The organism is Pseudomonas sp. RIT-PI-S (genome assembly GCF_025642975.1).
GTDB lineage: Bacteria > Pseudomonadota > Gammaproteobacteria > Pseudomonadales > Pseudomonadaceae > Aquipseudomonas.
In genome coordinates this window covers 238,154-264,356 of the sequence record NZ_JANZKJ010000004.1, presented here as the reverse complement: position 1 = coordinate 264,356, position 26,203 = coordinate 238,154, and the positions used below count along the sequence as shown (strand labels likewise).

Genomic DNA, 26,203 nt, shown 5'->3' with positions numbered 1-26,203 from the left:
TGGCAAGCCGGACTATGCGCAAGTTGCGGCTGATGCGTTTGGGAATGCGTTGGCAGACTATTTGGTTGGGACGATGGGTAAGCCTGCGGATAAGCCGGATGCGTCCTTCAAGCTGAATCCGAACTTGATTGGGCTGCCCGATCTCGCGGCTCCTTTCGGAATCAGTGACAGCGTTGATCGACTTTGGGGAAGTACGGCTCACGAGCTTTTAGCCTCCAATGACGCGGACGGGGGTCTTGGCTCCTTTGGCGTCATCCAAACCGATGATCCCTATGATGAGTATTCGCCCGGAAGCGCTTTAGACCGAGTTATTGAACGCGGCATCGGCCAGACAATGGACGCAAATGTTAGCGTGAATAACTTCAACGCAGCTTACACAGCCACTATAGACAGCGGATATGAACTTGTCGAAAGCCTAAAAGATACTGTTGTCGGAGCAGTAAACCTGCTAAACGACTATTCACTTTATAGAGTTCAAAAATTTACCGGCATGGACACGTCAGCCTATTTGCAGACTGACTACTTTAAAGCCGCTCAGACCATGGGCTTTGAAGCAACGAATAGACTCTACGCATCCGTTGCAATAGACGCAGCCAAGCAAAGAGCTATCGAAACGTATGAAGACTTTAAATACGGAAACACCTATGGCGTCACAAAATATATCTGGGGGAGCCATTCAATTTGAGCTTCCAACAAAATGGCTTGAATACCTATCTGCAATAGGGGATTCTGCAAAAGGGTACAATGCACTTTCAAACGCAACTGCATTTGAAAAAAACCTGGCATCCGCAAAAGCACCGGAGGAAATCAAGCCCGACATCGTTTATCGAGCTTTGACCAAGGAGGATGCCTTGTCACTTGAAAGAGGCGAAGGATTGCTTTCTAAGGCTCCGGAGGGTAGCTGGACTGCCGCTGAACATGTTGCTAACAGAGGGCAATCTGAAGGCAAAGCTATGGACAATAGCCCTTGGATCTCTACCACTTGGCTGCTCGATGTCGCCAGGGGCTAGGATAGTGGTCATGGGATAATTGCAATTGACCTTTCTAAGGTAAATAATGCAAAAGTTTAGGTATGGCGGACGGCCCCTAGAGTCAACGGAGAAGCTGGCACGTCATATCATAGATCTATATGGGCCCAAGAAGTTACAACCCACCATTCAATTCCACAAAGCGCCATTTTCGGCATGCTCCAAATGAATGAAAACAGCTATTTATTTGAAGAATTTTACTTAGCGGCATCTGATGTATTAATCCCGCTGCAAACGCAAGATTCGGTTCGAAGCAGCGAGCTATTGAAAGTAGAAGAATACGCTCTACAGGTAGCTCGCCATCTTAAAGGAGAGGAGTATCTGCCACGAAAAACTCTGGTTATCTATAGAAAATTAATTACAACCTTGCAAAATGAGGCGCCCGATAGAGGCGAAGAGAGCTCAAAGCTTTTGCAGCTCGCAGCGCGCATAGAAAACACTTTCGACTTAATACTTGCTGGCGAATCACCAGATGACCGTATACCCGGCGTACCAAGGATTATTTAATGAACTTGCATAAAGTCCCGTCTATCAAAACCGGCTTTTCGATAGAGGTCCATGGCTTTGAAAAAGCTGAATCATATTTGCACATGATCGAATGGCTTGGCAGAGGAAAGAATATCAATACTTTCCTTACGCAAGATTCCGAGAAAGAACTCTATTTGCAAGATGAAGGGTCCAGATTACTTTCAGCTGAATTGCTTGAAGTGTCTGAGGTTGAGTCAAAGGCCGTACAACAGGGGCACACCGACCAAGGTATTTTAAAAGAATTCAAGATTAATTTTTTGATGAGATTCCACATTATTTCCAGCACAAAAGAAACGTGGGAGCTAAAGGTGGGTCAGCGTTACCTCTCAGGGAACCTGGACGTTCCGGAAAAGAGTTATTTGCAGATGAGCTTTGACGTAATAGAAGCGCGACAGATTTGAACAGCAACCATGACCTTTAAAGGGAATATATGATCGGATGTCGCTCTCTAGCGGGAGCCCTCATCCTTTCCTATAAACCTCCCTCAACCGTCTAACCGCCTTCCCATGAATCTGCGACACCCTACCCTTGGTCACGCCCATCGCCTCGGCAATCTCCACAAAACTCAAGTGCTGGAAATAATGCCCGCGAATCACCTGTTGCTCGTTCTCCGATAGCCTGCCGACCAGCACCGACAAGTCCTCCACGTCCCGCTGCGCCTCGTAGATGTTCAGCGGATCCGCCTCCTCCCCTGCTCCTTCGATTCCCAGCTCCAAAAAACACCCGAACGCCAGCCCGATAGCTAAATTGGCCAATCGTTCCAGCTCATCGGCACTGCTGTCCTCTTTCGCATCGCGCAAGCTATCTAGCCGGTCTTGTAGGGGCGAGGGTTTGTCCTGGATATAGCAGGCCAGGCCTTTAAGGATATTGCCCTTGATATAGGGCTCGGCGTAGGCCTTGAAACTGGAACCGCGGGCAGGGTTGAAGCGGTCGATGGCTTGCAGCAACCCAATCGAGGCGAGGTTGACGTAGTCGCCCCATTCGGCGAGTGGATGGGGGTATTTGCGGTAGAAGTGGCCCGTCCGCACCCGTACCCAAGCGCTGTAGAAAAAGAACAGTTGGTTACGCACGGCTTGGCCGCGCTCGGCGAGCCAGCGTTGCCACAAGCCTTGTTCGCTGTCGGGCAGTACGGCGCTCATGGTGGGGTCAGGCCACGCTGCGGATCAGGCCACGCGAGGGTTGCACGACAAGCGCCGGGCCCGCCTTACCGCCTCGCCACCGAGGCTGACCAAGCCGCTTGCCATTGACCTCAAGGCCCCGGCAAACCCGACTACCAACTCCCCCCCAACGCCACCATCAACTCCACGCTCGCCACCAACTGAGCGCTCACCAGGCTCAGCAAGCTCTGCTGCTCGCTGAGCAATGTGGCCTGTGTGGTGGCTACGTCCAGGTAGTCGATCTTGCCCGCTTCGTACTGGTCAGCCGTGACTCGGGCCGATTCAGCCGCGGCGGCGGCGGCGTTGCCGCGGGCGGTGAGTTCAGGGGCCTGGGTGCGCAATTGCACGAGGTAGTCTTCTACCTCGCCGATGCCGGTAAGCACGGTCTGGCGGTAGTTGGCCACCTGGGCGTCGTAGCTGGCACTGGCCTGGTCGACGCTGGCGCGGGTAGCGCCGAAGTCCAGCAGGGTGCTGCTCAGCGACGGGCCGATGGACCAGAAGCGCGTGGGGGCGTTGAGCAGGCTGGCCAGGCTTGAGGCCTGGTAACCGCCGCTGGCGCTGAGGGTGATGTCGGGGTAATAGGCAGCGGTGGCAACGCCGATGGCGGCGTTGGCGGCGGCGACCTGGCGCTCGGCGGCGGCGATGTCTGGACGGCGTTCGAGCAGTTGGCTCGGCACGCCCACGGGGATGGCGGGGATTTTCCAGGCCCAGGCGTCCGGGCCGCTGGCAGGTAGCGCGGGCAGGTTGAAGTCCACCGGGGCTTTGCCGATGAGCAGGGCGATGGCGTGTTCGTACTGGGCGCGCTGCCATTGATCGTCGAGCAGCGTGGCCTTGGCGCTTTCCAGTTGGGTTTGCGCCTGGGCGAGGTCGGCGCGGGAGGCCACCTGTTCGGCGTACTTGTTCTCGATCACCGTCAGGTAGCGTTGGTATGCACCCACCGTGTCGCGGTACAGCGCCAATTGCTGGTCGAGCAGGCGCAGCTTGAAGTAATCCTGGGCGAGCTCCGATTGCGCGCTCAAGGTGGCCGCGGCCAGGTCCGCGGCGCTGGCCTGGGCGCTGGCACGGTTCTCTTCAAGGGTGCGGCGCAGCTTGCCCCATAGGTCCAGTTCCCAGCTGGCGCTGAGGGTCGCCACGTGGGTATTGCTGGCACCGCCCTGGCCGCTGACCGCCGTGCCGGCATAGCTGCCGGTCGAGCTGCTAGCGGTCTGGCTGCGAGTGCTCTCAAGGCTTGCGCTTACGGTGGGATACAGGTCCGCCCGAGAGGCGCGGGCGAGCGCCAGTGCCTGGCGGTACTGGGCTTGGTATTGGGCGACAGTCTGGTTGGTCAGCGCCACTTGGTCCATCAGCGTATCGAGGTGCGGGTCGGCATAGGCTGCCCACCAACGCCCCTTGGCCTGGGCATCCTTGGGCGCGGCGGCGGTCCAGCCGGCCGCTTCCTTGAAGGCGACCGGGGCGGCAGTCGCCGGGCGCTGGTAATCAGGGCCCACCGTGCAACCGGCGAGCAACGCCAGCAACAGCAACGAGGGGGCGAAACGGCACGGGGCAGGCAACGTCATGGTGAACTCTCAGGGGCCAGGCGGCGCACACGCAGATTCCACAGGCGGCGGGTAGCGTGGCTTGCGCGGTCGAAATAGAGGTACAGCACCGGGGTGGTGAACAGTGTGAGCAGTTGGCTCAGCGCCAGGCCGCCGCAGATCGCCAGCCCCAGCGGGCGGCGCAGGTCGGCGTCGCCGCCGCTGGCCAGGGCCATGGGCAGTGCGCCGAAAAAAGCCGCCAACGAGGTCATCAGGATCGGCCGCAGGCGCTGGCGGCAGGCTTCGAGGATCGCTTGCTCCGGGGCCATGTGCCGCTGGCGCTCGGCGATCAGCGCGAAGTCGATGAGCATGATGGCGTTCTTCTTGACGATGCCGATCAGCAACAGGATGCCGATCAGCGCGATCACGGTCAGCTGGGTGCCGGTGATCTGCAACAGCAACAGGGCCCCCAGGCCGGCGGACGGTAGCGTGGTCAGGATGGTCAGCGGGTGGATGTAGCTTTCGTACAGCACGCCCAGCACGATGTACACCGCCACAAACGCCGCAAGGATCAGCCAGGGCATGCTGCTGGCCAGCGATGCGCTGGCCGCGGCGGTCCCGGAGTAACTGCCGTGGACCGTGCTGGGCAGGTTGATCGCCTTGAGCGCGGCCTTGACCGCATTCTGCCCCTGTTCAAGCGTCACCCCGTCGGCCAGGTTGAAGGCCACGGTGGTGGTCGCTGCCTGGCCCTCATGGGCCACGGACAGCGGCGCTTCGGCGCTGCTGAAGCGGGCGATGGCCGACAGCGGCACCGGTTCGCCCTCGGCGTTGAGCACGTACAACTGGTTCAGCACGGCCGGGTCCTGGGCGTAACGGGCGTCCACGTCCATGATCACGTAGTACTGGTTCAACGTCCGGTACAGGGTGGCGACGTTGGCCTGGCTGAAGGCGTTGCCCAGAAAGGTATCGAGGTCATCCACGGACAGGCCCACCCGGGTGGCGGCGGCGCGGTCGATTTGCAGCATCACCTCCTGGCCGCCGGTCTGCGCGTCCGAGTCCACCGAGGTCAGCTGCGGCAGTTGCCGTAGGGCCTGCTCGACCTTGGGGGTCCAGGTGCGCAGCACGGCCAGGTCGTCGGCTTGCAGGCTGAACTGGTAAGTGGCGTTGGCGCTGCGCCCGCCAATGTGCAGGTCTTCGGCCGGCATGGCGAACAGCTGGATACCGGCGTGCTGGCTGTAGGTCTTGCCCAGGCGATTGGCGATCTGCTGCGCGGTGGCGGTGCGCTCGCTGGTGCTTTTGAGGCGGATGAACAACTGCGCGGTATTGCGCGAACCGAAGCCGCCCCCGCCGGTGGAGGCCATGACCGCGGCGACGTCCGGGTCCTTGGCCATGGCCTGGGACACTTCCAGGATGTATGGCTTGAGCGCCTGGTACGAGGTGTTTTGGTCTGCGCGGATCGCGCCCATCAACACCCCGGTGTCCTGGGCGGGGAAAAACCCCTTGGGCACCACGGTGTACAGGTACAGGTTCAGCGCCACGGTGAGCAGCAGGCTGAACACGGTCAACAGGCGGTGGCGCATCACCCAGGCCAAGGCATCGAGGTAGAGCGCCTGCAGGTCGTCCAACAGCCGCTCGATCATCCGATATACCCATGGCACCGGCCGCGCGGGGTCGGCGGGGCGCAACAGCGCGACGCACAACACCGGTGTGATGCTCAACGACACCAGCATGGAAATGCCCAGGGCGATGCTCAGGGTGACGGCGAACTCACGGAACAGCCGGCCAACGATGCCGCCCATCAACAGCAACGGGATGAACACCGCCACCAGCGATATGGTCATGGACAGCACGGTAAAGCCCACTTCGCGGGTGCCGTACAGTGCCGCGCGCAACGGCCGCATGCCGCGTTCCTGGTAAGTGGCGATGTTTTCCAGCACCACGATGGCGTCGTCCACCACGAAGCCGGTGGCGATGATCAGGGCCATCAGCGACAGGTTATCGAGGCTGTAGCCCAGCAGGTACATGGCGGCGCAGGTGCCCACCAAGGACACCGGCAAAGCCACGGCGGGAATCAAGGTGGCGCGCAGGTTGCGCAGGAACACGAACACCACCGCGACCACCAGCAGCACCGCCAGCAGCAGGGTTTTCTCGGTATCGCGCAATGAAGCGCGAATGGTCGGCGAACGGTCGATCACCTTCACCAGCTGCACGTCGCCAGGGAGCATGGCTTGCAGCTGCGGCATCAGCGCTGTCACCGCGTCGATGGTTTCGAGCATGTTGGCCCCGGCCGAGCGGGTCACGCCCAGCGTCACCGAAGGCTGGCCGTTGTAGTAGCCGCTGACGTACACGTCTTCGACCGCGTCGTACACGCTGGCTACGTCCTTGAGGGCCACCGCCGCGCCGTCGTGGTAACCCACCACCAGGTCGCGGTAGTCGGCGGCCGTCTCCAACTGCTGGTTGCTCTCGATGGCCCAGCTTTGCCCAGTCATCTGCAAGGCCCCGAGGGGTTTGTTACGGGTGGCGTTGTCGATGCTGTCGCGCACGCTGTCCAGGCCGATGCCGGCATGGCTGAGCTGCTGCGGCTGTACGTCGACCCGCACCGCTGGCAGCGAGCCACCGCGCACCGACACCTGCCCTACCCCCTGCACCTGCGCGATCTTCTGCTGCAGCAGGCTGGAGGCCAGGTCATACAACTGCCCGGGGTCGCGGCTGGCCGAAGTCAGCGCCAGCATCACCACCGGGCCGTCGGCGGGGTTGGCCTTGCGATAGGTAGGCAAAGACTTCATCGCGCTGGGCAGCAGGCTGCGCGCGGCGTTGATCGCCGCCTGCACATCGCGGGCGGCACCGTTGATGTCGCGGTCCAGGTCGAACTGCAAAACGATGTTGGTCGAGCCCTGGCTGCTGGTGGAGGTCATCTCGGTGACCCCGGCGATCTGCCCCAGGGTTCGCTCCAGCGGCGTGGCCACCGTGGCCGCCATGGTTTCCGGGCTGGCGCCTGAGAGGCTGGCCTCGACCATCACCGTAGGGAAGTCCACCTGGGGCAACGGCGCCACCGGCAGCAAGCTGTAGCCGAGCGCGCCAAGCAGCAGCATGGCCAGGGTGAGCAGCACCGTGGCCACCGGCCGTGCGATGAACACGCGGCTCAGGTTCATGCCAGGCCCCTGCGAGCAAGCCGCCGGCGCAGGCGCTCGGCCAGGCCATCGAAGGCCAGGTAGATCACCGGCGTGGTGAACAGCGTGAGCAGCTGGCTCAACAGCAAGCCACCCACGATCACCAGCCCCAGCGGCCGGCGCAATTCGGCCCCGGCACCGGTGGCCAGCATCAGCGGCACGGCCCCCAGCAGCGCGGCCATGGTGGTCATCAGGATGGGCCGCAAGCGCAGCAGGCAGGCGCGGTGGATCGCCTCCCGCGCGGGCCGGCCCTCGGCCCTGCCCTGCAAGGCGAAGTCCACCATCATGATGGCGTTCTTTTTGACGATACCGATCAGCAGGATGACCCCGATCAGCGCGATCAACGAGAAGTCGTTGCCGGTCAGCAACAATGCCAGCAAGGCGCCAATGGCCGCCGATGGCAGCGTGGAGAGGATGGTCAGGGGGTGAATGTAGCTCTCGTAGAGCACGCCCAGCACGATGTACATGGTCAACAGCGCGGCCAGGATCAACCACAGCGTATTGCCCGACGCCTGCTGGAAGCTGGCCGCCGCGCCCTGGTACCGCAGGGTCACCGAGCTGGGCGCCTGCACCTGCTGCATAACCTCGCCGATGGCGCGCTGGGCATCTTCCAGGGCATAACCCTCGGCGACGTTGAACGATACCGTCACCGCCGGGAACTGCCCCAGCCGGTTCAACGACAGCGCACCGGTGCGCTGGCTGATCCTGGCGATAGTGCTCAGGCGCACCAGGCCGCTCGTGCTGGTGCTGGCGGTGCTCGTGGCGGTACTGCTTGAGCTGGCTGTGGTGCTGGTGCTGGTGCTGGTGCTCGCCGGCGCCAGGTAGATCTGCTCGAACGCCGCCATGGACTGCTGGAACTTGCCCGGCACCTGCAACACCACGCGGTACTGGTTGGCCTGGGTGAAGATGGTCGAAACCAGCCGCTGGCCGAAGGCGTTGTACAGGGCCGTGTCCACGTCCGCGGCGGTGATGCCATAGCGCGCGGCCGCCTGGCGATCCAGCTCCACGTAGGCGATCAGGCCCTGGTCCTGCAGGTTGTCGATCACGTTGCGCAGTTCGGCACGGTGCTGCAGCCGGGCCATGAGCGTGGGCAGCAGCGCGGCGAGCCGGCTGCTGTCGGCGTCGTCCAGGGTGAACTGGTACTGGCTGGGGGTCAGTTGATCGTCCACGGTCAGGTCCTGGGCGGCGACCATGTTCAAGGTGATCCCGGCGGCCGCCTGGCTGGCGGCACTCAGCCGTTGGATCACCGCGCTGGCGCGATCGCTGCGCTCATCGAACGGCTTGAGCTGGATCTGCAAGCGGCCATTGTTCAGCGTGGCGTTGCTGCCATCCACGCCCAAGGTGGAGGCCACCGACGCCACCGCCGGGTCTTGCAGCACTACCTGCACCAGCGCCGCCTGACGCCGCGCCATTTCGTTGAACGACACGTCCTGCGAGGCGCGAGTGAAGCCCTGGATCAAGCCGGTGTCCTGGGCGGGGAAGAAGCCCTTGGGCACCGCCAGGTAAAGCAATGCGGTCAACACGAAGGTGGCCAGCGCCAGCAGCAGGGTCAGCCGCTGGTGCTCCAGCACCCAGTTCAGCCCCCGTTCGTAAGCCACGGTCAGCCGTTCGAATTGCCGCTCGCTCCAGCGGGCAAAACGCCCCTGCTGCTGCGGCTCCAGGTGTTTGAGCAAGTAGGCGCAGAGCATGGGTGTGAGGGTGAGTGAAACCACCATGGACACCACAATGGCCACCGCCAGGGTGATGGCGAACTCGCGGAACAGCCGGCCTACCAGGTCGCCCATGAACAGCAGCGGGATCAGCACCGCCACCAACGAGAAGGTCAACGAAATGATGGTGAAGCCAATTTCGCCCGCCCCCTTGAGCGCCGCCTGCATCGGGCTGTCGCCCTCCTCCAGGTGCCGGGAAATGTTTTCCACCACCACGATCGCGTCGTCGACCACAAAGCCGGTGGCGATGGTCAGCGCCATCAGGCTCAGGTTGTTGAGGCTGAAGCCTGCCAGGTACATCACGCCAAAGGTGCCGACCAACGACAGCGGCACAGCCGCGCTGGGAATCAACGTAGCGGTGAGGTTGCCGAGGAATACGAAGGTCACCATCACCACCAGGGCGATGGACAGCACCAGCTCGAACTGCACGTCGCTGATCGAGGCACGGATGGTCTGGGTGCGGTCGGCCAGCACCTCCAACCGCACGCTGTCAGGCAATGCCTGTTGCAATGCCGGCAGCTGGGCCTGGATGGCATCCACCACCTGGATCACGTTCGCCCCGGGCTGGCGCTGCACGTTGATCACGATGGCCGGCTTGCCGTTGGCGGTGGCCGCCAGGTAGGCGTTCTCGCTGCCGTCCTCGGTGGCGGCCACGTCCCGCAGGTACAGCGCCGCGCCGTTCTCGTACTTGAGCACCAGGGCGCCGTATTGCTCGGCATCGCGCAGTTGGTCGTTGGCGTCAATGGTGATCGAATGATCCGGGCCGTCGAAGCCGCCCTTGGAACCATTGACGTTGGCGCTGTTGATGGTGTCGTAAACGTCTTCGAGGGTCAGGCCGTGGGCGGCCAGCGCCGCCGGGTCGGCATTGATGCGCACCGCCGGCTGGTTGCCACCGGCCAGGCTCACCAGCCCCACGCCGTTGATCTGCGACAGTTTGAGCGCCACCCGGGTGTTGAGCAGGTCCTGCACCTGGGTCAGCGGCAGGCTGCTCGAGGTGGCCGCCAGGCTGATCACCGCCGTGTCCGCCGGGTTGACCTTCTTGTAGGTCGGCGGGTTGGGCAGGTCGCTGGGCAGCAGGCTGTCGGCGGCGTTGATCGCGGCCTGCACCTCCTGCTCGGCTTCATCCAGCGAAAGGCTCAGGGCGAACGTGAGGGTAATCACCGAGGCGCCCGCCGAGCTGGTGGAGTACATCTGCGACAAGCCGGCCATCTGGCCCAGCTGGCGCTCCAGCGGCGCGGTCACCGAGGTCGCCAGCACGGTCGCGCTGGCGCCGGGGTACAAGGCGGTGACTTCGATGGTGGGGTACTCGACTTCCGGCAGCGCCGAGGTCGACAGCAGCCGGTAGGCGAAGGCACCGGCGAACAGCACCGCCAGCATCAACAGCACGGTGGCCACCGGCCGCTGGATGAACAGCCGCGACGGGTTCATTGCGCTGCCCCGCCGCTGGCGACCTCGGTGCCCTTCTCCACACTGACCTTGATGCCGTCACGCAGGTGGTCGATGCCACGGGTGACCACGCGTTCATCCGCGCTCACCCCACTGAGGATCGCGGTGCGCTCGCCCAGCACCGGGCCGCTGGTGACGGCGCGCCGCTCAACGCTGGCATCGGCCTTGATCACATACACAAAGTTGCCGCTGGCGCCGAGCTGCACCGCCGCCGACGGCACTGTCACCGCCTGGGCCAGCAGGCTGGTTTGCACCTTCACGTTGACGAACTGGTTGGGGTACAGCCGCTCCGCCGGGTTGGCGAACTGTGCCTTGAGCTTGATGCTGCCGGTGGTGGTGTCGATTTCGTTGCTGATGAATTTGAGCTCGCCGCTGGCCAGCTCGGTGTTTTGCTGCGCATCCAGCGCCTGCACCGGCAGGGCCTGGCCTTGGCGGATCTTTGGCAGCAGGCCGGCCAATTGGCCCTGGGGAAGGCTGAACGTGACTGCTATCGGGTCAGTCTGGGTCACCGTGACGATGCCGGTGGTGTCGCTGGCATGCACCATGTTGCCTGCATCCACCAGGCGCAAGCCCACGTAACCGTCGATGGGCGAAACGATGCGGGCGTAGTCCAGGCTCAGCCGGGCAGCGGCGATCTGCGCCTGGTCCGCCTGCACGGCGCCCTTGTACTGGCCCACCGTGGCGACTTGGGTGTCCAGATCCTGGCGGGCGAGCGAATCCTTCTCGAACAACCGCTGGTAGCGGGCCAGCGTAAGCTCGGCGCTTTTGAGCAAGGCGGTGTTCTGGGCGAGTTCGCCTTGGTATTGATCCAGGGTGGCCTGGTAGCCGCGCGGGTCGATCTGCGCAAGCAACTGGCCTTTCTTCACGTGCTGGCCTTCGGTGAAATACACCGCCTGCAACTGGCCATCCACCCGGCTGGTGACGGTGACCGAAGCGTTGGCTACCACCGTGCCCAGCGCCTGCTGGTACACCGGCACATCCTGCCGGCTCGCCTGGCCCACCGCCACGGTGACGCTGTTGCCGCCACCCTCGGGCTGTCCCGGGCCAGCCCCGCCAACCTCGCCAGGGCGCCCCGGCCCGCCGGCGCCGGTGGGGCTACGCTTGAGGGAATGCCATACGCCGGCGGCGGCGGCGATCACCACCATGAGGGCTGCCACGGCGAAGAGGATGCGAAGGGTGCGCCTGGAATCGTGTGCCATCTGCTGATCACTGCTCATCGGTTCAAGCCTGCGCCGGTGCGCAGGAAACGAGCTGCATGTTCGCGTGCAAATGTGCAGGGAAAATGGAGTTTGCCCCCAGCGCTTGAATCGCCGCCCGGCTACGGCCTAAATAGCCAGGCCCTCCACCCGGTGTATTCCCGATGAAGCTCAGTATTTCCAGCAAGCTGTTCCTCGCCGTGCTCGCCAGCGTGCTGCTGGTGATCATCAGCATGGGCGCGGCCAGCAACTGGAGCTTCGGCCGCGGGTTTCTGGGGTATCTGAACGAGCTGGCGCTGCAACGCGTCAGCGCGCTGGTGCCGCGCATGGCCGAGGCCTACCAGCGCGACGGCGGCTGGGAGTTCATCCGCAACCACCCGCAACGCTGGTTCGACCTGCTGCGGCCGGACCCACCCCTGACACTGGAGGAGCACGACCTGCGCGTGCCGCCGGCTTCGGACCTCACCGGCACGGTGTTTCGCACCGCGCTGCTGGACGAACAACACCACCGTATCGCGGGCTACCCGGCCATCGGCGCCGATGCCCTGCTGCGGCCCATCGACGTGGGCGGGCACACCGTCGGCTGGATCGCTGTGAGCCCGTTCCAGAGCGTGAGCGAAGCGGGCGGCGAACGTTTCCAGCAGTACCAGCTGCGCACCAGCCTGGCCATGGGCGCCGTGTCGCTGCTGCTGGCGATGCTGATCGCGCTATGGATCTCCCGTACCCTGCTCGACCCGGTCAAGCGGGTAGCCGCGGCGACCCATCGGCTGGCGGCAGGCGATTACCGCAGCCGGGTAGCGGTCACGGCCCAGGACGAAGTGGGCCAGCTGGCCACGGACTTCAACCACCTGGCGCACACCCTGGAGCGCAACGAGCAAGTACGCCGCGAGTTCATGGCCGATGTGTCCCACGAGCTGCGCACGCCCCTGTCTATCCTGCGTGGGGAACTGGAGGCCATCGAGGATGGCGTGCGCACCCTGGACCAAGGCTCGGTGAAGTCGCTACAGGGCGAGGTCAGAATGCTCAGCAAGCTGGTGGACGACCTTTACGAGCTGTCGCTGGCGGACGTCGGCGCCCTCGCCTACCGCAAGTTGCCCTGCGACCCGAGCGAACTGCTGGCCGACTGCGTGGCGACCTTCAACGACCGTTATACCGAGCGCGGGCTGCGCCTGGACCTGGCCCTGCCCGCTGGCGGGCTGGTGGTCCACGCCGATGCCCGGCGTTTGCAGCAGCTGTTCACCAACCTGCTGGAAAACACCCTGCGCTATACCGACCCCGGCGGTGAACTGCGCATCAGCGCCCGGGCGGACAACGGCTGGGTACGGCTGGACTTTCTCGACTCCGCCCCAGGCGTTGAGCCGGCCCAGCTGGACCGGTTGTTCGAACGCTTCTATCGGGCCGAGGGCTCGCGCAGCCGCGCCGGTGGCGGCGCGGGCCTGGGCCTGGCGATCTGCAGCAGCATCGCCCAGGCTCATGGCGGTAGCCTGGGCGCCGCGCTTTCGCCCTTGGGCGGGTTATGGCTGACCCTGCGCCTGCCGCGGGAGGCATAAGGCATGGAACCGCCGATCCTGATCGTGGAAGACGAACCGAAGCTTGCGGCCTTGCTGCGCGACTACCTGCACGCGGCGGGCTACCCCACGCTGTGCCTGAACAATGGCCTGGACGTCGCGCCTGCCGTTCGCGCGCATCAGCCGCGGCTGTTGCTGCTCGACCTGATGCTGCCCGGCCGCGACGGCCTGGAAGTGTGCCGCGAAGTGCGGGCCTTCAGCCCAGTGCCGATCATCATGCTCACCGCCCGGGTAGAGGAAAGCGACCGCCTGCAAGGCCTGGACCTGGGCGCCGATGACTACATCTGCAAACCGTTCAGCCCGCGCGAAGTGGTCGCGCGGGTCAAGGCCGTGTTACGCCGGGCGCCGCAGCCCGACGCGGCCGCCAGCGAAGCGGCGCCACGGCTGATGATCGACCATGACACTTACACTGCAAGCTTCGACGGCATCGCCCTGGACCTGACCCGCGTGGAGCTGCGCCTGCTCGACACCCTGGCAGGAGCGCCGGGCCGCGTGTTTTCTCGGGACCAACTGCTTGACCGGCTTTACCCGGACCGGCGCGTGGTCACCGACCGCACGGTCGACAGCCACGTGCGCAACCTGCGCCGCAAGCTTGCCTTGGCCAACGCCACGCAAGACCCGATCCAGTCGCTGTATGGGGTGGGGTATAAATGGCAGCTGCCGTAGGCGAAGCGGTGGCGGGCAGCCTAGCCCAACAAGCCGCCGAGCACCGCCGCCAGTTCAGCCGCCTGAAATGGCTTGGCCAGCACCGGCACGCCAGGGAAACGCGCCTGCACTTCATCGCCGGCAAAGCCTGAGGCGAAGGCGAAGGGTATGCCGCGTTGCTGCAACACCTCGGCAACGGGAAAACTGGGCACGCCGCCTAGGTTAACGTCCAGCAGCGCGACGTCGAAGGTGCCGCTTTGTGCCAGCCAACGGGCGGAGTCCAGGGAATGGGCGACCTCGATGGTTTGCCCCACCCCGATGGATTCGAACAAGGCCTCGAGAAACAGGCCAACCAAGGTGTCATCCTCGACCACCAGCACCCGAAGGTCGCGAATACGGTCAGCCCAGGGGGCGCCCGATGTTTTCATAAAAAAGGAACTCTGCAGCGGCTGATCCAGGTCACGCCAACGAAGCTGGCGAGGTCAACGCTACGGGGGCCGACGCCATTTGTCGAGCGAGCAGTCGCTGCGGCGAACCAACTCGCCCGCCTGCCCCTCAACCAATGGCCGGCCCATCGTGAGGAAGTCCCCGTGAAAGCGATCCGCATCGACCATTTTGGACATGAAGACACCATGCACCTTGAAGACGTGCCCAGGCCCACGCCCAAGGCAGACGAGTTGTTAGTCAAGGTTGCCGCCGCCGGGGTGAACCCGGTGGACTACAAGATCCGCGAGGGCCAGTACCCGGCGGTGAAAGCCGATGCCCTGCCGCTGACCCTGGGTCGCGAAATCGCCGGCACCGTGGTCGAGGTGGGCAGCCAGGTGAGCGCCTACAAGCCGGGCGACAAAGTGTTCGCGATGATCGGCGCCGACGGCGGCTACGCCGAGTACGCCCGCGTGAAGGCGAGCAACGTCGACCGCATTCCCTCCACCATGGACGCGGTGACCGCGGCGGCGATTCCACTGGCCGCGCTCACGGCATGGCAGGCGCTGTATGACCAGGGCCAGTTGCAGCCGAACGAGCGCGTGCTGATCCATGGCGGCTCCGGTGGGGTTGGGCATTTCGCTATTCAGTTCGCCCGAGTGTGCGGCGCAGAAGTGTTCGCCACCGGCTCCAAGGCCAGCCTGAACTTCATGAAGGAGCTTGGCGCGCACCACGTGATCGACTACAAGGCCGGCCGCTTCGAGGACGAATGCCCTGAGGTGGACCTGGTGATCGACCTGATTGGCGGCGAGACGCAAAAGCGCTCCTGGGACGTGCTGGTTGACGGCGGGCGCCTGGTGTCTACGCTGCAAGCGCCGGACACCAGCCTGCCCCAGGCCCAGGGCAAGCGAGGGCTGCGCTTTACCGTCAAACCCAACGGCAAGCAGCTGCATGAAATCGCGGCCTTGATCGTCGCCCGCCAGGTGAAACCGTACGTGCACCGCACCTTCGAGCTGGAAAACGCCGTGGAGGCATTGCACTACCTGGCCACTGAGCACGTGGAAGGCAAGATCGTGCTCAAGGTGGCCAGTTAGGCCGGGGTCAGTCGGCGCCGAGGTTGTCGTCTTCGCTACTCAGGGTATCCCCGCTGCGGGTCGGCTTCTTCTCGGCGCTGGGCTGGCTGCCTGGCTTGCCACCGGCCGCGCCGGTGATGCCGCTGTGGGCGTCGTCCGGGCGGCCAGGCAAGCCTCGGGCATCTTCCTGGGAATCGCGGGTCGGCCAGGTATCGGTGGTCGGTGTCGGTTTCATCTCGCTCTCCTCTGGGTTGTTCGAGCAGTAAGGGTTCGAAAACGCCAGAGGCATGAGAGTTCGGCGGCCACCGCCGCATTACTCGTAAAACGGCTCGACGGTCACCCGTTCCCCGGCGAAGAAGCTGTCGGCCACCAGCCGCAGCGGTTGCACGTCCATGTCACTGGCGCCCGCCTCGATCAGCTGCCGGAAGTGCCGGTACAGCGCCGGGTATTCACCCTCTTCCGGCACGGTGCGGGCAACGCCGTCGACACTCAGGGTGGCGCCGCCGTGATCCAGGCGCAGCACGCCGTGCTCGGCCTGCAGCTCGATGCGCCAGAGTTCATCGTGGCCGTGGTCGAAGTCCAGCTCAGCGCTGATGGGTAGGCCTTGTTCGCTGCGCAGCGCGAGCGTGGCGGCGATGGGGGACTGGCAGTTCGCGGGCATTTGCAGCTGCGCCTTGTCGACGAACAGCGGCGCGGGCAGCAGTGCCGTAACGATGGACAGCGCGTTGATGCCGGGGTCGAACACCCCGAGCCCGCCGGCTTGCCAGATCCAGGTTTGCCCAGGGTGCCATTTGCGCACGCTTTCTTTCCATTCCACGCGCACGGCCTGCAACTCGCCTTCCGCGAGCCAGGCCCGCGCCGCCTGCACGCCCGGGGCAAAACGCGAGTGCCAGGCAAACACGCCGGTCACCCCGGCCTGGGCTGCCTGGTCGACCAACGCCATGGCTTCGCCCAGGCTGGCACAAGGAGGCTTCTCCACCAGCACATGCTTGCCTGCGGCAAGTGCTTCACTCACCAGCGCGTAGCGGCCTTGGGGCGGGGTGCAGAAGGCGATGGCTTGCAACTGGGGAAGCTCGCGGAGCATGTCGGTCAGCGAGCTGAAGTTTGCCACGCCCGGGCACGGCGAGCCTTGGGTCGCCACGGCGACCAGCTCGAACCCGGGGTCGGCCTGGATCGCGGGCACATGCTGGTCCTGGGCGATCTTGCCGTACCCCACCAGGCCAAGACGAATCGGCTGCATCGAACACTCCTGCGTTGTTTTTATAGAGGTCAGTCAAGCGATCACATGGTAGTGGGTATGTAGAAGATTTGCCCGCTCGGCGTTGTGGGCGCAGCGCTCGGTCGCGGCCAAGGCCTGCTGCTACGGGACCGATGTGCCGCTCAATACCTGGGCTTTATCGCCTTCCATTCCGGCTGGTAGCGCTGCATCTGGCGTACGTCGTCGCGCTGGCGGATGCCGCAGCGCAGGAATTGCTCGTGCAGCTTGGCCAGTTGCTCGTAGTCCAGTTCAACGCCCAACCCGGGCGCGCGGGTAACGGCCACGCAGCCGCCCTGGATCGTCAGCTTGCCGCCCTTGATCACCTCTTCGTCCGGCTCCTGCCATGGGTAATGGGTGTCGCAGGCGTAGCCCAGGTTAGGCACGGCGGCGGCCACGTGGGCCATGGCCATCAGGCTGATGCCCAAATGCGAGTTGGAGTGCATGGACACGCCCAGGCCGAAGGTGTCGCACATCTTCGCCAGCACCTGGGTATCGCGCAGGCCGCCCCAATAGTGATGGTCCGCCAGCACGATCTGCACACTGTTCAACGCCACGCTGCGGCGGAATTCGTCGAAGTCCGTCACCACCATGTTGGTCGCCAGCGACAGCCCGGTGTGCCGGTGTAGCTCGGCCATGCCCTCTAGCCCAGGGGTGGGGTCTTCGTAGTATTGAAGGTCGTCGCCCAGCAGTTGCGCCATGCGCAAGGCGGTTTCCAGCGACCAGTTGCCGTTGGGATCGATGCGCAGCGGGTGCTCAGGGAAGGCGCGCTTGAGCGCCTTGATACAGGCCACTTCGTGCTCGGGCGTCAGCGCACCGGCCTTGAGCTTGATGCTCTGGAACCCATGCGCCTCGATCATCCGCGCGGCCTGGGCGACGATCTGCGCTTCGCTCAGGGCCTCGCCCCAGGTATCCGCCGGATAAGGCGCGCCCACGTGCTGCGCATACTTGAAGAACAGATAGGCGCTGAACGGTACGCGCTCGCGCACCGCGCCGCCGAGCAGGTCCACCAGGGGCACGTTCAACGAGCGCGCCTGCAGGTCCAGGAAGGCCACTTCGAACGCCGAATAGGCATTGCTCACCGCCTTGCTGGCGTGGGAACCGGGGGCTAGCTCGGCCCCTTGCACGCTGGCGGGTTTGTGCGCGGCAACCGTGGCCTGCACCACCTGGCGCAGGCCGTTGAGGTTGAAGGGGTCCAGGCCGATCAAGGGCGCCTGCAATGCTTGCTGGATCGCCAGCGCCGGCGCGTCACCGTAGCTTTCGCCCAGGCCGATGTAGCCGTTGTCGCTTTCCACCTCGATGATCGAGCGCAGCGCATAGGGCTCGTGGATGCCACTGGCATTGAGCAGCGGCGGGTCGCGGAAGGCAATCGGGGTAACGGTCACGCGGATGATCTTCACGTCAAAACTCCTGGGTGAAAAAAACAGAAAAACAGCTTCAAACAGCCACCGGCTCGCGCTTGCCGCCGCCCGACAAGCGTTCGCCAGCGCCGGGCTTGCCGCGGGCAAACATCACCACCACCGCCGCCAGCACCGAAGTGATCGCCAGGCCATACAGCCCGCCCTGGATCGAACCCGTGGTTTGTTCCAGAAAGCCAAACGCGGTGGGCGCCACAAAACCGCCAAGGTTGCCAATGGAGTTGATCAAGGCGATCACCGCCGCGGCGATGCGCGCATCCAGATACCCCTGCGGCAACGGCCAGAACAGTGCCGAGGCGGCCTTGAAGCCGATGGCGGCAAAGCAGATGGCAACGAAGGCGAACACCGGCCCACCGGTGGTGGACATGAACATCCCCAGCGCGGCGATCAGCAGGGTCAGCGCGCACCAGGCCTGCTGATGACGCCACTTGGCGGCCAGGGCGGCGAAGCCGTACATGGCAGCGATAGAGATCAGCCAGGGAACGGCGTTGAGCAAGCCCACCTGGAAATCCCCCAGGTTGCCCATTTGCTTGATCATGCTGGGCAGCCAGAAGGTCGCGCCGTAAATGGTCAGGGCCACTGAGAAGTAGATGAAGCAGAACAGCAGGATCTGTCGGTCCGCCAGCAGCCTTAGCAGTGACGGCCGCCCGCCTCGCTCCGCCTCACGCGCCGCCTGCTCGGTGGCGATGGTGCCAATCAGTGCCTGGCGCTCCTCCACCGTCAGCCACTTGGCTTGCTCGGGGTGCGACTGCAGGTGCAGCCACACGAAACCGCAGAGCACCACCGAGGCCAGGCCTTCGATCAAGAACATCCACTGCCAGGCATGCAGGCCAGGCAGGTTCAGGCTAAGCACCCCCCCGGACACAGGGCCGGAGATCACCGAGGCGATGGCCGAGCCGCTGAGGAACACCGCCATGGCCTTGCCGCGCTCGGCGGCCGGCAACCACTGGGTGAAGTAATAAATGATGCCTGGGAAGAACCCGGCTTCGGCCGCGCCGAGCACGAAGCGCAACACATAGAAGCTGATTTCGCCGCGCACGAAGGCCATGGCCATCGCCGCCACGCCCCAGGTGAGCATGATCCGCGCCAGCCAGGCGCGCGCACCATAGCGCTGCAATAAGAGGTTCGACGGCACCTCGAACAACGCGTAGCCAATGAAGAACAACCCGGCGCCCAGGCCGTAGGCGGCGGCGCCAATGCCCAGGTCGGCTTCCATGTGGGCGCGGACGAAGCCGATGTTCACCCGGTCGATGTAATTGACGATGAACATCACTACGAACAGCGGCAGCACATGGCGTTTGACCTTGCTCGCCGCCCGGGCGAGCACGTCCACGTGGACAGGGCTATGGGGCTGGTTCACAGGGTGTCTCCCGGTTTTGTTTTTGTGGGGGCACAGGGTTAGCGGGCTTTGCCAGGCCTACAGGCTCGGGGTGAACCCGGGCACTTCACGGATGATGGACCTGAGCATTGTTGCGGTCTAATCTAGATTGGGTGTCGATTGATACCCGGAATGAATCAGTGTTTGAACTCGCGCAGCTCCGTTGCTTCACCACCGTGGCCAGCGAACTCAACTTTCGCCGCGCGGCCGAGCGCCTGAACATGACCCAGCCGCCGCTGAGCCGGCAAATCCAGCTGCTTGAGCATCAGTTGGGCGTGGCCCTGCTCACCCGCAGCACCCGCAGCGTGGCGTTGACCGCCGCAGGCCGGGCGTTCTTCGTGGAGGCGCAGAACCTGCTGGAACGGGCGGAGATGGCCGCCGTTGCGGCGCGGCGTTTCGCTGCAGGGGACATTGGCTCGGTAACCATCGGCTTCGTTGGCAGCGCGGTGTATGAATTCCTCCCCCGGGTCATCGCCGAGGCCCGCGAGCAGCAGCCGAACGTGAACATCGCACTCACCGAAATGAACACCGCACAGCAGCAGGAAGCCTTGCGCGCGCGCCGCATCGACCTGGGCATCGCCCGGGCACCATTGCATGCGCCGGGTTTTGCCAGCGAGCGGCTGGTGCGCGAACCCTTCGTGCTGGCGGTCGGCGCCGCTCACCCACTGGCCCACGCCGCGCGACCGAGCGTGGCCGACCTGCACGGCGAGCCGTTCCTGATGTACTCACATGCCGCCTACGCGCCTTTCAACGAGCTGCTCACCGGCATGTTCCGCTCCGCGGGGGTGACCCCAGACTACGTGCAGTGGCTGGGGTCATCCTTGACCATCCTGGCCCTGGTGAATGCCGGGCTGGGCCTGGCGCTGGTGCCCCGCTGCGCCACCAACGTGGTGTTCAGGAACGTGGTGTTCCGCGAACTGGATCTGGACGAAGGCGTGCAGAGCGAGCTGCATCTGATCTGGCGGGCCGATACCGACAACCCCGCCTGCCTGATGTTGCTCGAGGCCATTCGCGGCGCGGTATGACGGCCACGGGCCCTGTTAACCTCATCAAAAACGGCGCTTTGAACCAAAAGCGACCTCCCGGCTCTGCCTGTCAAATTTATTAAGCTACCGTTCCCCTTGGGCCAGTGCCGGCCAGCCGAAGGCCCAACGCCCGTAGCCGGCGCATGGCCCCTCGGACCTACTTTTGGGGGGTGGCTATGAATAAAACAGACAGTTCCACAGCGGGCGGAGACGCCGCGCAGCTGGCAGCCTTGGGTTACAGCTCCAACTTCGAGCGCAAGATGAGCGCCTGGGAAAACTTCGCTCTGGGCTTCACCTACCTGTCGCCGGTGGTGGGGGTGTATACGCTGTTCGGCATCTGCCTCGCCGCTGGTGGCCCGCCGATGTTCTGGTCTTACCTGTTGGTGGGGATCGGGCAATTCCTGGTGTGCCTGATCTTCTGTGAAGTGGTGTCGCAGTTCCCGATTTCCGGCGGCATTTATCCTTGGGCGCGGCGCCTGGTGGGCAAGCGCTGGGCGTGGATGGTCGGCTGGATCTATTCCTGCTCGCTGTGCGTGACCATCGCCGCCGTGGCGTTGGGCGCCGGGCCGTATATTGCCGCCATGCTCGGCTTCGCCCCGAGCGTGGTCACCAACACCCTAGTGGCGTTGGCGCTGACCGCCCTGGCAACGCTGCTCAACCTCAGCGGCACGCGGCTGCTGGCGCGGGTCGCCATGTTCGGATTCATCTGCGAGCTGCTCGGGGCCCTGGTGATCGGCGGCTACCTATTGCTGTTCGAGCGCCATCAGCCCGTGGCTGTGCTCTGGAACACCTTCGACATCCGCATAGACGGCAGCTATTGGCCCGCATTCCTCACCGCGTCGCTGGCCGGGATGTTCCTGTATTACGGCTTCGAAGCCTGCGGCGACGTCGCCGAGGAAACCCCCAACCCTGGCCGGCAAATCCCTCGGGCCATGCGCATGACCCTCTACATCGGCGGTGGCGCGGCCGTTTTCGCCGCGCTGGCGCTGATCCTCGCCGTGCCGGACATCGGCAAGGTGATCGCCGGAGAAGATACCGACCCCGTGTTCACAGTGATGAGCAATGCCTTCGGCGCCACCGGCTGGCGCGTAGTCACCACCGTCATCGCGGTGTCGTTCATCTCCTGCGTGCTCAGCCTGCAAGCCGCCGCCAGCCGCTTGCTGTACTCGTTCGCTCGGGACGAAATGGTCATGGGCAGCACCGTGCTGAAAAAACTCTCGCCCCATACGCGGGTGCCCACGGCCGCACTGCTGGTGTGCGGCATCATCCCGGCGCTGATCATCGCCGCCGGGCTGGTGCTGGAAAACGCCTTGGCGATCATCGTCAGCTTCGCCGCCATCGGCATTTACCTGGCCTTCCAGATGATCGTCGGCGGCGCGCTCTACGCCCGCGCTCGCGGCTGGCAGCCGTCGGGGCATTTCAAGCTGGGCGCCTGGGCCTGGCCGGTGAACGTGCTGGCACTGGCCTATGGGCTGTTGGCAATCGCCAACATGTCCTGGCCACGCACGCCGGATGCGCCTTGGTATAGCAACTACGGGATCATCGTCACGGCAGTGATCGTGATCGCCCTCGGCCTGGCCTACATGCTGCTGTTCAAGCCCTACGACAAAGGCTCGGCGCCGTTTGCCGACGCCTGGACCCTGGCCGGCGAGCGCGGCCCGCGGGTGGCGCCCGCGCCCACCGCTACGCGCTAGCGGATCACAGCGTAAAGCGCTTGACCAACCCGTTGAGGTCGTTGGCCAGGCGCGCCAGCTCATCGGTGGCTTCGCTGGTTTGCTGAGCGCCGGCGGCGGTCTGCACGGACAGGTCGCGGATGCTGACCAGGCTGCGGTCGACTTCCCGAGCCACCTGGGCCTGTTCCTCGGAGGCGCTGGCGATCAACAGGTTGCGGTCATTGATGCTGGCGACCGCCTGGGTAATGGTGCCCAGGGCCTGGCCGGCGGCGTTGGCCTTGCCCATGGTGGTGCGGGCGCGCTCGGCGCTGTGCTGCAGGGCCTCGACGGTGAGGCCGGTGCCCTGCTGAATGCTGCCGATCATGCTTTCGATCTCCCGGGTGGACTCACCCGTACGATGCGCCAGCGCGCGCACTTCGTCGGCCACCACGGCAAAGCCGCGCCCGGCATCGCCAGCGCGGGCGGCTTCGATGGCGGCATTGAGCGCCAGCAGGTTGGTTTGTTCAGCCACGGCGCGAATCACGTCCAGCACCGTGCTGATGTTGCGCGTTTGCGCGGCCAGCGCGGTGGCGCGGTCCGAGGCGCTCATCACGTCGTCGCTCAGCGCCTGGATCGAGGCAATCGCATCGGCGAGCTGCGCCCGGCCGTCAGCGGCCGAGCGGCTGGACGCCTGGGAAGCCTCGGAGGTAGACACCGCATTGGTAGCCACCTCTTCAACGGCGGCGGTCATCTGGTTGACCGCGGTGGCGGCCTGCTCGATCTCGGCATTCTGCCGCTGCAGGCCACGGGTGCTTTCTTCCATCACCGCGCTCATCTGCTCGGCGGCTGCCGAAAGTTGCCGCGAGGAATCGCCGATCTGGCCGATGGTCTGGCGCAGGTTGCCCTGCATGGTGCCCAGGGCGGCGAACAGTTGCGTGGCCTCGTCATCGCCATCGGGCTCGATGGCGCGGTTCAGGCTCCCCTGGGCAATCCCGTTGGCGAAGCCTACCGCCTGGCGGATTGGCGCAATGATGCTGCGGGTTAGGGTCAGCGCCAGTATCAGGGTGACGGCCAGTGCCACCAGGATTACCGCGCAAATCACACCGCGCGCGCTGCTATAGGTGGCGTCGGAAAACGCTGCGGCCCTGGTCGCGCCCGCCTGGTTGAAATCCCGCAGGGCAGACAGCTTTTCATTGAGTTGCGGCCCCAGAGCGGCCAGGGCCTGGTTGATCGGCCCGGTGACAGCCTCCGCTGCGCTGCCGGCAATGGCCCGCTGGCGCTCGGCCAAGGTGTTGGCGTACTGGCCGAAGGTGTCGCGTGCGGCATTGAAGACTTGCCGTTCCTCAGGGCTGGCGATAAGCGCTTCGTAGTCACTCAGGGCGCGCTTGATGTCCTGGATCGAGCCCGTGACCAGTTCGTCGCTCTTGCGGAACGTGTCAGGGTCCTTGAAAGCGAGTTGGCGCAAGGATTCAACGCGAATCCGGGCAAAGCTCAAGGCAATGTCGTCGGCCATGGCCTGGCTGTGCATCCAATGGCTTTCCACGGTCGCGCCCGAGGCGCGTATCGCCGCCATCTGGGTCAGGCTGAACAGCCCCACCGCGATCAGCAGCAATGCCACCAGGGCAAAGAACAGGAAGGTGCGGTGGGCAATCTTTATTCTTCTTAGCATGGCGACGTCCAGGTTGAGGCAGGCGCAACGGTGGATATGGGTTTCACTGCATCGGCGGCCGCTTCGTTAACTTGAACGGTGCCGACGGCACCACGACCTATTCCGGCTTCAGGCCGAAACCCCACTGATGTTGCAGAAGGGCGGAATACGCCGCCCGCGCGCCAGGGGCCAGGTGGCGCGCGTAGATCTGCGCCACCTGGGCGCGGATAGTGGGGATGGTCTGGTTGATCCGGGCGATCACCGTACGGCCCAGCTCACTGCTGGAGCAGGCGAAGTAGCCGAATACGAAGGCCGGGGCGCCTTTGAGGGGATAGGCGCGCAAGTCAATCAACTTCGCCCCGGGCTGGGCCGCCAGGTAGGTGATTTCGTTCGAGTACGACAACACCCCGTCGAGGCTATGCTCGTGCGCCGCCAGAAGGGTGAGCAGGCCGCCTAGCTGGTCCTTGGAAAAGCGCCGGTACACCGCAGTGCTGTCTTTGTAGGCCTCCACCACCGGGTCGACCGTTGCGCCATAGCGGCGCCCGCCGAGCAAGCCCAGGCGAAAGGTACCTGTGGCAAGCAACTGCTGCAGGTCCACCTGGCCGTCCAAGACCGCCGGCGGCTGGGCGCGGCCGGCCGGTACGTAGAGCTGCACCGGCAGCATCATCAGGTAAGGCTCGCTAAAAACCATGAAGCGCTCGCGCTCCGGGGTTTTTAGAAAGCCGGCGAAGCAAACGTCGCCGTGGCTTTTCATTTCCTGTTCGATGCGCTGGTAGTTCGGCGGGACCGCCTGTGACACATGCTCGTAACCACTGAGGTTGGCCACGGCAATGCCTTGGGCGTAGTCGCCCACCCCGTGCTCGGGGCCTGACAGGATGAACAGCGGGGGGAAATCGAGGGTCAACCAGCGCACGGTCGGCGTGGTCTCGCTGGTAGTGACGGCGCCGGCGATGCCGGTAGCCAAAGCGAACAGCAGCGCGAGGGTACAACGGCTACCACGCATTTGGGTGAGTCCTGGCGGTTGCTAAACGTGCTTAGAGGTCTACAGAGACTAGGCGTGGTTCGCTTCAAACTCCAGCCAACGCGCTGGAGCGTAAAGTTTTTTGTATCAGCGCCGATACCCTCGCAGGCCGCCGCTCGCCCGCCCTTCAGGCGTGGCAGGTAGCGGCGCGGCCAGCCCGGACGGATCACTATAAATGCCAGAAGTCCCCACTCATTACGCCAACCTGCGCGTGGCGCGCAATGCGCCGCCGGAGGTGATTCGCGCCGCCTACAAGGCGCTGATGCAAAAGCACCACCCCGACCGTAACCCGGGCAATCAGGAGGCTGAGCGCATCGTCAAGCTGCTCAACGACGCCTATGCGGTGCTCAACGATCCGGCGCAACGGGCCCGCCACGACCTCTGGATCGCCAAGCAGAAAGAAAGCCGGCTGCGGGCGCAGCTTCAACAGCTTGGCGCGCCCGCCAAGGCGGCTTCCATCGGGCCCGCGACGCGCCAACGGTGGAAGATCGTACTCGGCCTGTTACTGGCGTTCGCCCTGGGCATGGGCCTGGCGGCGCAGCTGCTGACCCACGCGCGCCCACCTGCCGCCGTCGTCTGGCGCCGCTGACCTTCAGCGCGGCGATGGAATCATCCTAAAGGCCATTGGTCTATGGTCATTACGGGTACATCCAATCGCTGGGGGGCAACGGCCCCCTGCTCACGCATACGATGAAGAGGAGCCTGGGCCATGCCGACTTCCCGTCTCGACGACATTCACGCGCCTACCTGGCGGCACATGCTCGATGGCGTAGATAAAGCCGCGGATTACATGGAAATCCGCGAAAACGCCGCCAAGGCCACTGGCTACCTCAATTGCCTGACGGATTTTGGCCTGGTCAACCTGGGCCAGCGCAAAGCCATGGCCGAGCGCATCAGCACCGTCTCCCGCCATCGCCTCGAAGCCCTGCGCAACGCTGCCTCGATCAGTTCCGATCCTTGGTAGGCGGTCTTTTAACGGGTGTTATCGGCGAAGGGAAAAGGCCACGCCTGGACGTGAAGCGGCGTGGATTATTCGCGGGTAACTCCACGCCCATAGGGCGTGCGCGAAACGGATCCAACAATGAAAATTTTCTTTCGCTGCCAGCAGGTTACGCGGATCCATTATTCGTTCAGCCACCATTAAGGATCCAACTAAGGCCGAATTAACGGATCCATTAATAGTTGAACTAATGGTCGATTTTTTAATAAAGAACCGCTTGGTTACGCCGATACGCCTCATAGCAAAAGGGGACATAAGCCATGCCAAGCAATCACAATCACACCGCTCCAACCCACTTACCTGCCTCGCGCTTCTACGCGGATCGCTGCCTGCTTGCCGCGGCTTGCGC

The 26,203-nt window shown here is 64.1% G+C and carries 23 protein-coding genes; 11 read left to right on the top strand and 12 right to left on the bottom strand.

Annotated elements, in window-relative coordinates:
• Nucleotides 1-49 precede the first annotated feature (49 nt).
• From OGL93_RS09060 to OGL93_RS09045, 4 genes are all read left to right on the top strand, one after another.
• Nucleotides 50-685 (top strand): hypothetical protein, encoded by a 636-nt coding sequence (locus OGL93_RS09060; RefSeq protein ID WP_263262284.1) that lies wholly within the window; start codon nucleotides 50-52, stop codon nucleotides 683-685.
• Entirely contained in the window at nucleotides 645-1,010 is a 366-nt protein-coding gene (locus OGL93_RS09055; RefSeq protein ID WP_263262283.1) for a hypothetical protein, read from the top strand. Before OGL93_RS09060 ends, OGL93_RS09055 begins: the two co-directional genes overlap by 41 nt.
• Before the next feature lie 183 nt (nucleotides 1,011-1,193).
• Nucleotides 1,194-1,535: a hypothetical protein gene (locus OGL93_RS09050; protein ID WP_263262282.1), complete on the top strand. Its 342-nt coding sequence runs from the start codon at nucleotides 1,194-1,196 to the stop codon at nucleotides 1,533-1,535.
• On the top strand, nucleotides 1,535-1,957 hold the full coding sequence (locus OGL93_RS09045) for a hypothetical protein (RefSeq protein ID WP_263262281.1): 423 nt from the start codon (nucleotides 1,535-1,537) through the stop codon (nucleotides 1,955-1,957). The genes OGL93_RS09050 and OGL93_RS09045 overlap by 1 nt, the downstream gene beginning before the upstream one ends.
• Nucleotides 1,958-2,017: 60 nt before the next feature.
• On the opposite strand, the gene OGL93_RS09040 is transcribed toward OGL93_RS09045, so the two are convergent.
• The 5 genes from OGL93_RS09040 to OGL93_RS09020 form a co-directional block, all read right to left on the bottom strand.
• A complete protein-coding gene (locus OGL93_RS09040; RefSeq protein WP_263262280.1) occupies nucleotides 2,018-2,695 on the bottom strand; it encodes a sigma-70 family RNA polymerase sigma factor in 678 nt (225 codons plus the stop codon).
• Nucleotides 2,696-2,826: 131 nt separating this feature from the next.
• Nucleotides 2,827-4,269, bottom strand: a complete 1,443-nt coding sequence (locus OGL93_RS09035) for an efflux transporter outer membrane subunit (RefSeq protein WP_263262279.1) — start codon at nucleotides 4,267-4,269, stop codon at nucleotides 2,827-2,829.
• On the bottom strand, nucleotides 4,266-7,379 hold the full coding sequence (locus OGL93_RS09030) for an efflux RND transporter permease subunit (protein ID WP_263262278.1): 3,114 nt from the start codon (nucleotides 7,377-7,379) through the stop codon (nucleotides 4,266-4,268). The genes OGL93_RS09035 and OGL93_RS09030 overlap by 4 nt, the downstream gene beginning before the upstream one ends.
• On the bottom strand, nucleotides 7,376-10,534 hold the full coding sequence (locus tag OGL93_RS09025; protein ID WP_263262277.1) for an efflux RND transporter permease subunit: 3,159 nt from the start codon (nucleotides 10,532-10,534) through the stop codon (nucleotides 7,376-7,378). The genes OGL93_RS09030 and OGL93_RS09025 overlap by 4 nt, the downstream gene beginning before the upstream one ends.
• On the bottom strand, nucleotides 10,531-11,769 hold the full coding sequence (locus OGL93_RS09020) for an efflux RND transporter periplasmic adaptor subunit (protein WP_263262276.1): 1,239 nt from the start codon (nucleotides 11,767-11,769) through the stop codon (nucleotides 10,531-10,533). The genes OGL93_RS09025 and OGL93_RS09020 overlap by 4 nt, the downstream gene beginning before the upstream one ends.
• Nucleotides 11,770-11,912: 143 nt before the next feature.
• Between OGL93_RS09020 and OGL93_RS09015 the strand changes: the two genes are divergently transcribed.
• Together OGL93_RS09015 and OGL93_RS09010 are read left to right on the top strand one after the other, a co-directional pair.
• Nucleotides 11,913-13,298 (top strand): ATP-binding protein, encoded by a 1,386-nt coding sequence (locus OGL93_RS09015; RefSeq protein ID WP_263262275.1) that lies wholly within the window; start codon nucleotides 11,913-11,915, stop codon nucleotides 13,296-13,298.
• Between the two features lie 3 nt (nucleotides 13,299-13,301).
• Nucleotides 13,302-13,982, top strand: a complete 681-nt coding sequence (locus OGL93_RS09010; protein WP_263262274.1) for a response regulator — start codon at nucleotides 13,302-13,304, stop codon at nucleotides 13,980-13,982.
• Between the two features lie 20 nt (nucleotides 13,983-14,002).
• On the opposite strand, the gene OGL93_RS09005 is transcribed toward OGL93_RS09010, so the two are convergent.
• Nucleotides 14,003-14,389 (bottom strand): response regulator, encoded by a 387-nt coding sequence (locus tag OGL93_RS09005; protein WP_263262273.1) that lies wholly within the window; start codon nucleotides 14,387-14,389, stop codon nucleotides 14,003-14,005.
• A 162-nt stretch (nucleotides 14,390-14,551) separates the two neighbouring features.
• Here OGL93_RS09005 and OGL93_RS09000 point away from each other — a divergent pair, with 162 nt between their 5' ends.
• Nucleotides 14,552-15,478, top strand: a complete 927-nt coding sequence (locus OGL93_RS09000; RefSeq protein WP_263262272.1) for an NADP-dependent oxidoreductase — start codon at nucleotides 14,552-14,554, stop codon at nucleotides 15,476-15,478.
• Between the two features lie 7 nt (nucleotides 15,479-15,485).
• On the opposite strand, the gene OGL93_RS08995 is transcribed toward OGL93_RS09000, so the two are convergent.
• The 4 genes from OGL93_RS08995 to OGL93_RS08980 form a co-directional block, all read right to left on the bottom strand.
• Nucleotides 15,486-15,692 (bottom strand): hypothetical protein, encoded by a 207-nt coding sequence (locus OGL93_RS08995; RefSeq protein WP_263262271.1) that lies wholly within the window; start codon nucleotides 15,690-15,692, stop codon nucleotides 15,486-15,488.
• Nucleotides 15,693-15,770: 78 nt separating this feature from the next.
• Entirely contained in the window at nucleotides 15,771-16,697 is a 927-nt protein-coding gene (locus tag OGL93_RS08990; RefSeq protein ID WP_263262270.1) for a Gfo/Idh/MocA family oxidoreductase, read from the bottom strand.
• Nucleotides 16,698-16,837: 140 nt separating this feature from the next.
• The gene (locus tag OGL93_RS08985) at nucleotides 16,838-18,112 is read right to left on the bottom strand and encodes a glucarate dehydratase family protein (RefSeq protein ID WP_263262269.1); all 1,275 of its coding nucleotides are present in this window, start codon (nucleotides 18,110-18,112) and stop codon (nucleotides 16,838-16,840) included.
• A gap of 37 nt (nucleotides 18,113-18,149) precedes the next feature.
• A complete protein-coding gene (locus tag OGL93_RS08980) occupies nucleotides 18,150-19,490 on the bottom strand; it encodes an MFS transporter (protein ID WP_263262268.1) in 1,341 nt (446 codons plus the stop codon).
• A gap of 158 nt (nucleotides 19,491-19,648) precedes the next feature.
• Between OGL93_RS08980 and OGL93_RS08975 the strand changes: the two genes are divergently transcribed.
• Together OGL93_RS08975 and OGL93_RS08970 are read left to right on the top strand one after the other, a co-directional pair.
• Entirely contained in the window at nucleotides 19,649-20,533 is an 885-nt protein-coding gene (locus tag OGL93_RS08975; protein WP_263262267.1) for a LysR family transcriptional regulator, read from the top strand.
• Between the two features lie 176 nt (nucleotides 20,534-20,709).
• Nucleotides 20,710-22,227, top strand: coding sequence for an amino acid permease (locus tag OGL93_RS08970; protein WP_263262266.1), 1,518 nt, complete (start codon nucleotides 20,710-20,712; stop codon nucleotides 22,225-22,227).
• Between the two features lie 4 nt (nucleotides 22,228-22,231).
• Here OGL93_RS08970 and OGL93_RS08965 read toward each other — a convergent pair whose 3' ends face one another.
• Nucleotides 22,232-23,854: a methyl-accepting chemotaxis protein gene (locus tag OGL93_RS08965; RefSeq protein WP_263262265.1), complete on the bottom strand. Its 1,623-nt coding sequence runs from the start codon at nucleotides 23,852-23,854 to the stop codon at nucleotides 22,232-22,234.
• Nucleotides 23,855-23,951: 97 nt separating this feature from the next.
• A complete protein-coding gene (locus OGL93_RS08960; RefSeq protein ID WP_263262264.1) occupies nucleotides 23,952-24,836 on the bottom strand; it encodes a TIGR02285 family protein in 885 nt (294 codons plus the stop codon).
• Between the two features lie 193 nt (nucleotides 24,837-25,029).
• Between OGL93_RS08960 and OGL93_RS08955 the strand changes: the two genes are divergently transcribed.
• Together OGL93_RS08955 and OGL93_RS08950 are read left to right on the top strand one after the other, a co-directional pair.
• Entirely contained in the window at nucleotides 25,030-25,443 is a 414-nt protein-coding gene (locus tag OGL93_RS08955) for a J domain-containing protein (protein WP_263262263.1), read from the top strand.
• Nucleotides 25,444-25,563: 120 nt separating this feature from the next.
• The gene (locus OGL93_RS08950; RefSeq protein ID WP_263262262.1) at nucleotides 25,564-25,818 is read left to right on the top strand and encodes a hypothetical protein; all 255 of its coding nucleotides are present in this window, start codon (nucleotides 25,564-25,566) and stop codon (nucleotides 25,816-25,818) included.
• The last annotated feature ends 385 nt before the right edge of the window (nucleotides 25,819-26,203 follow it).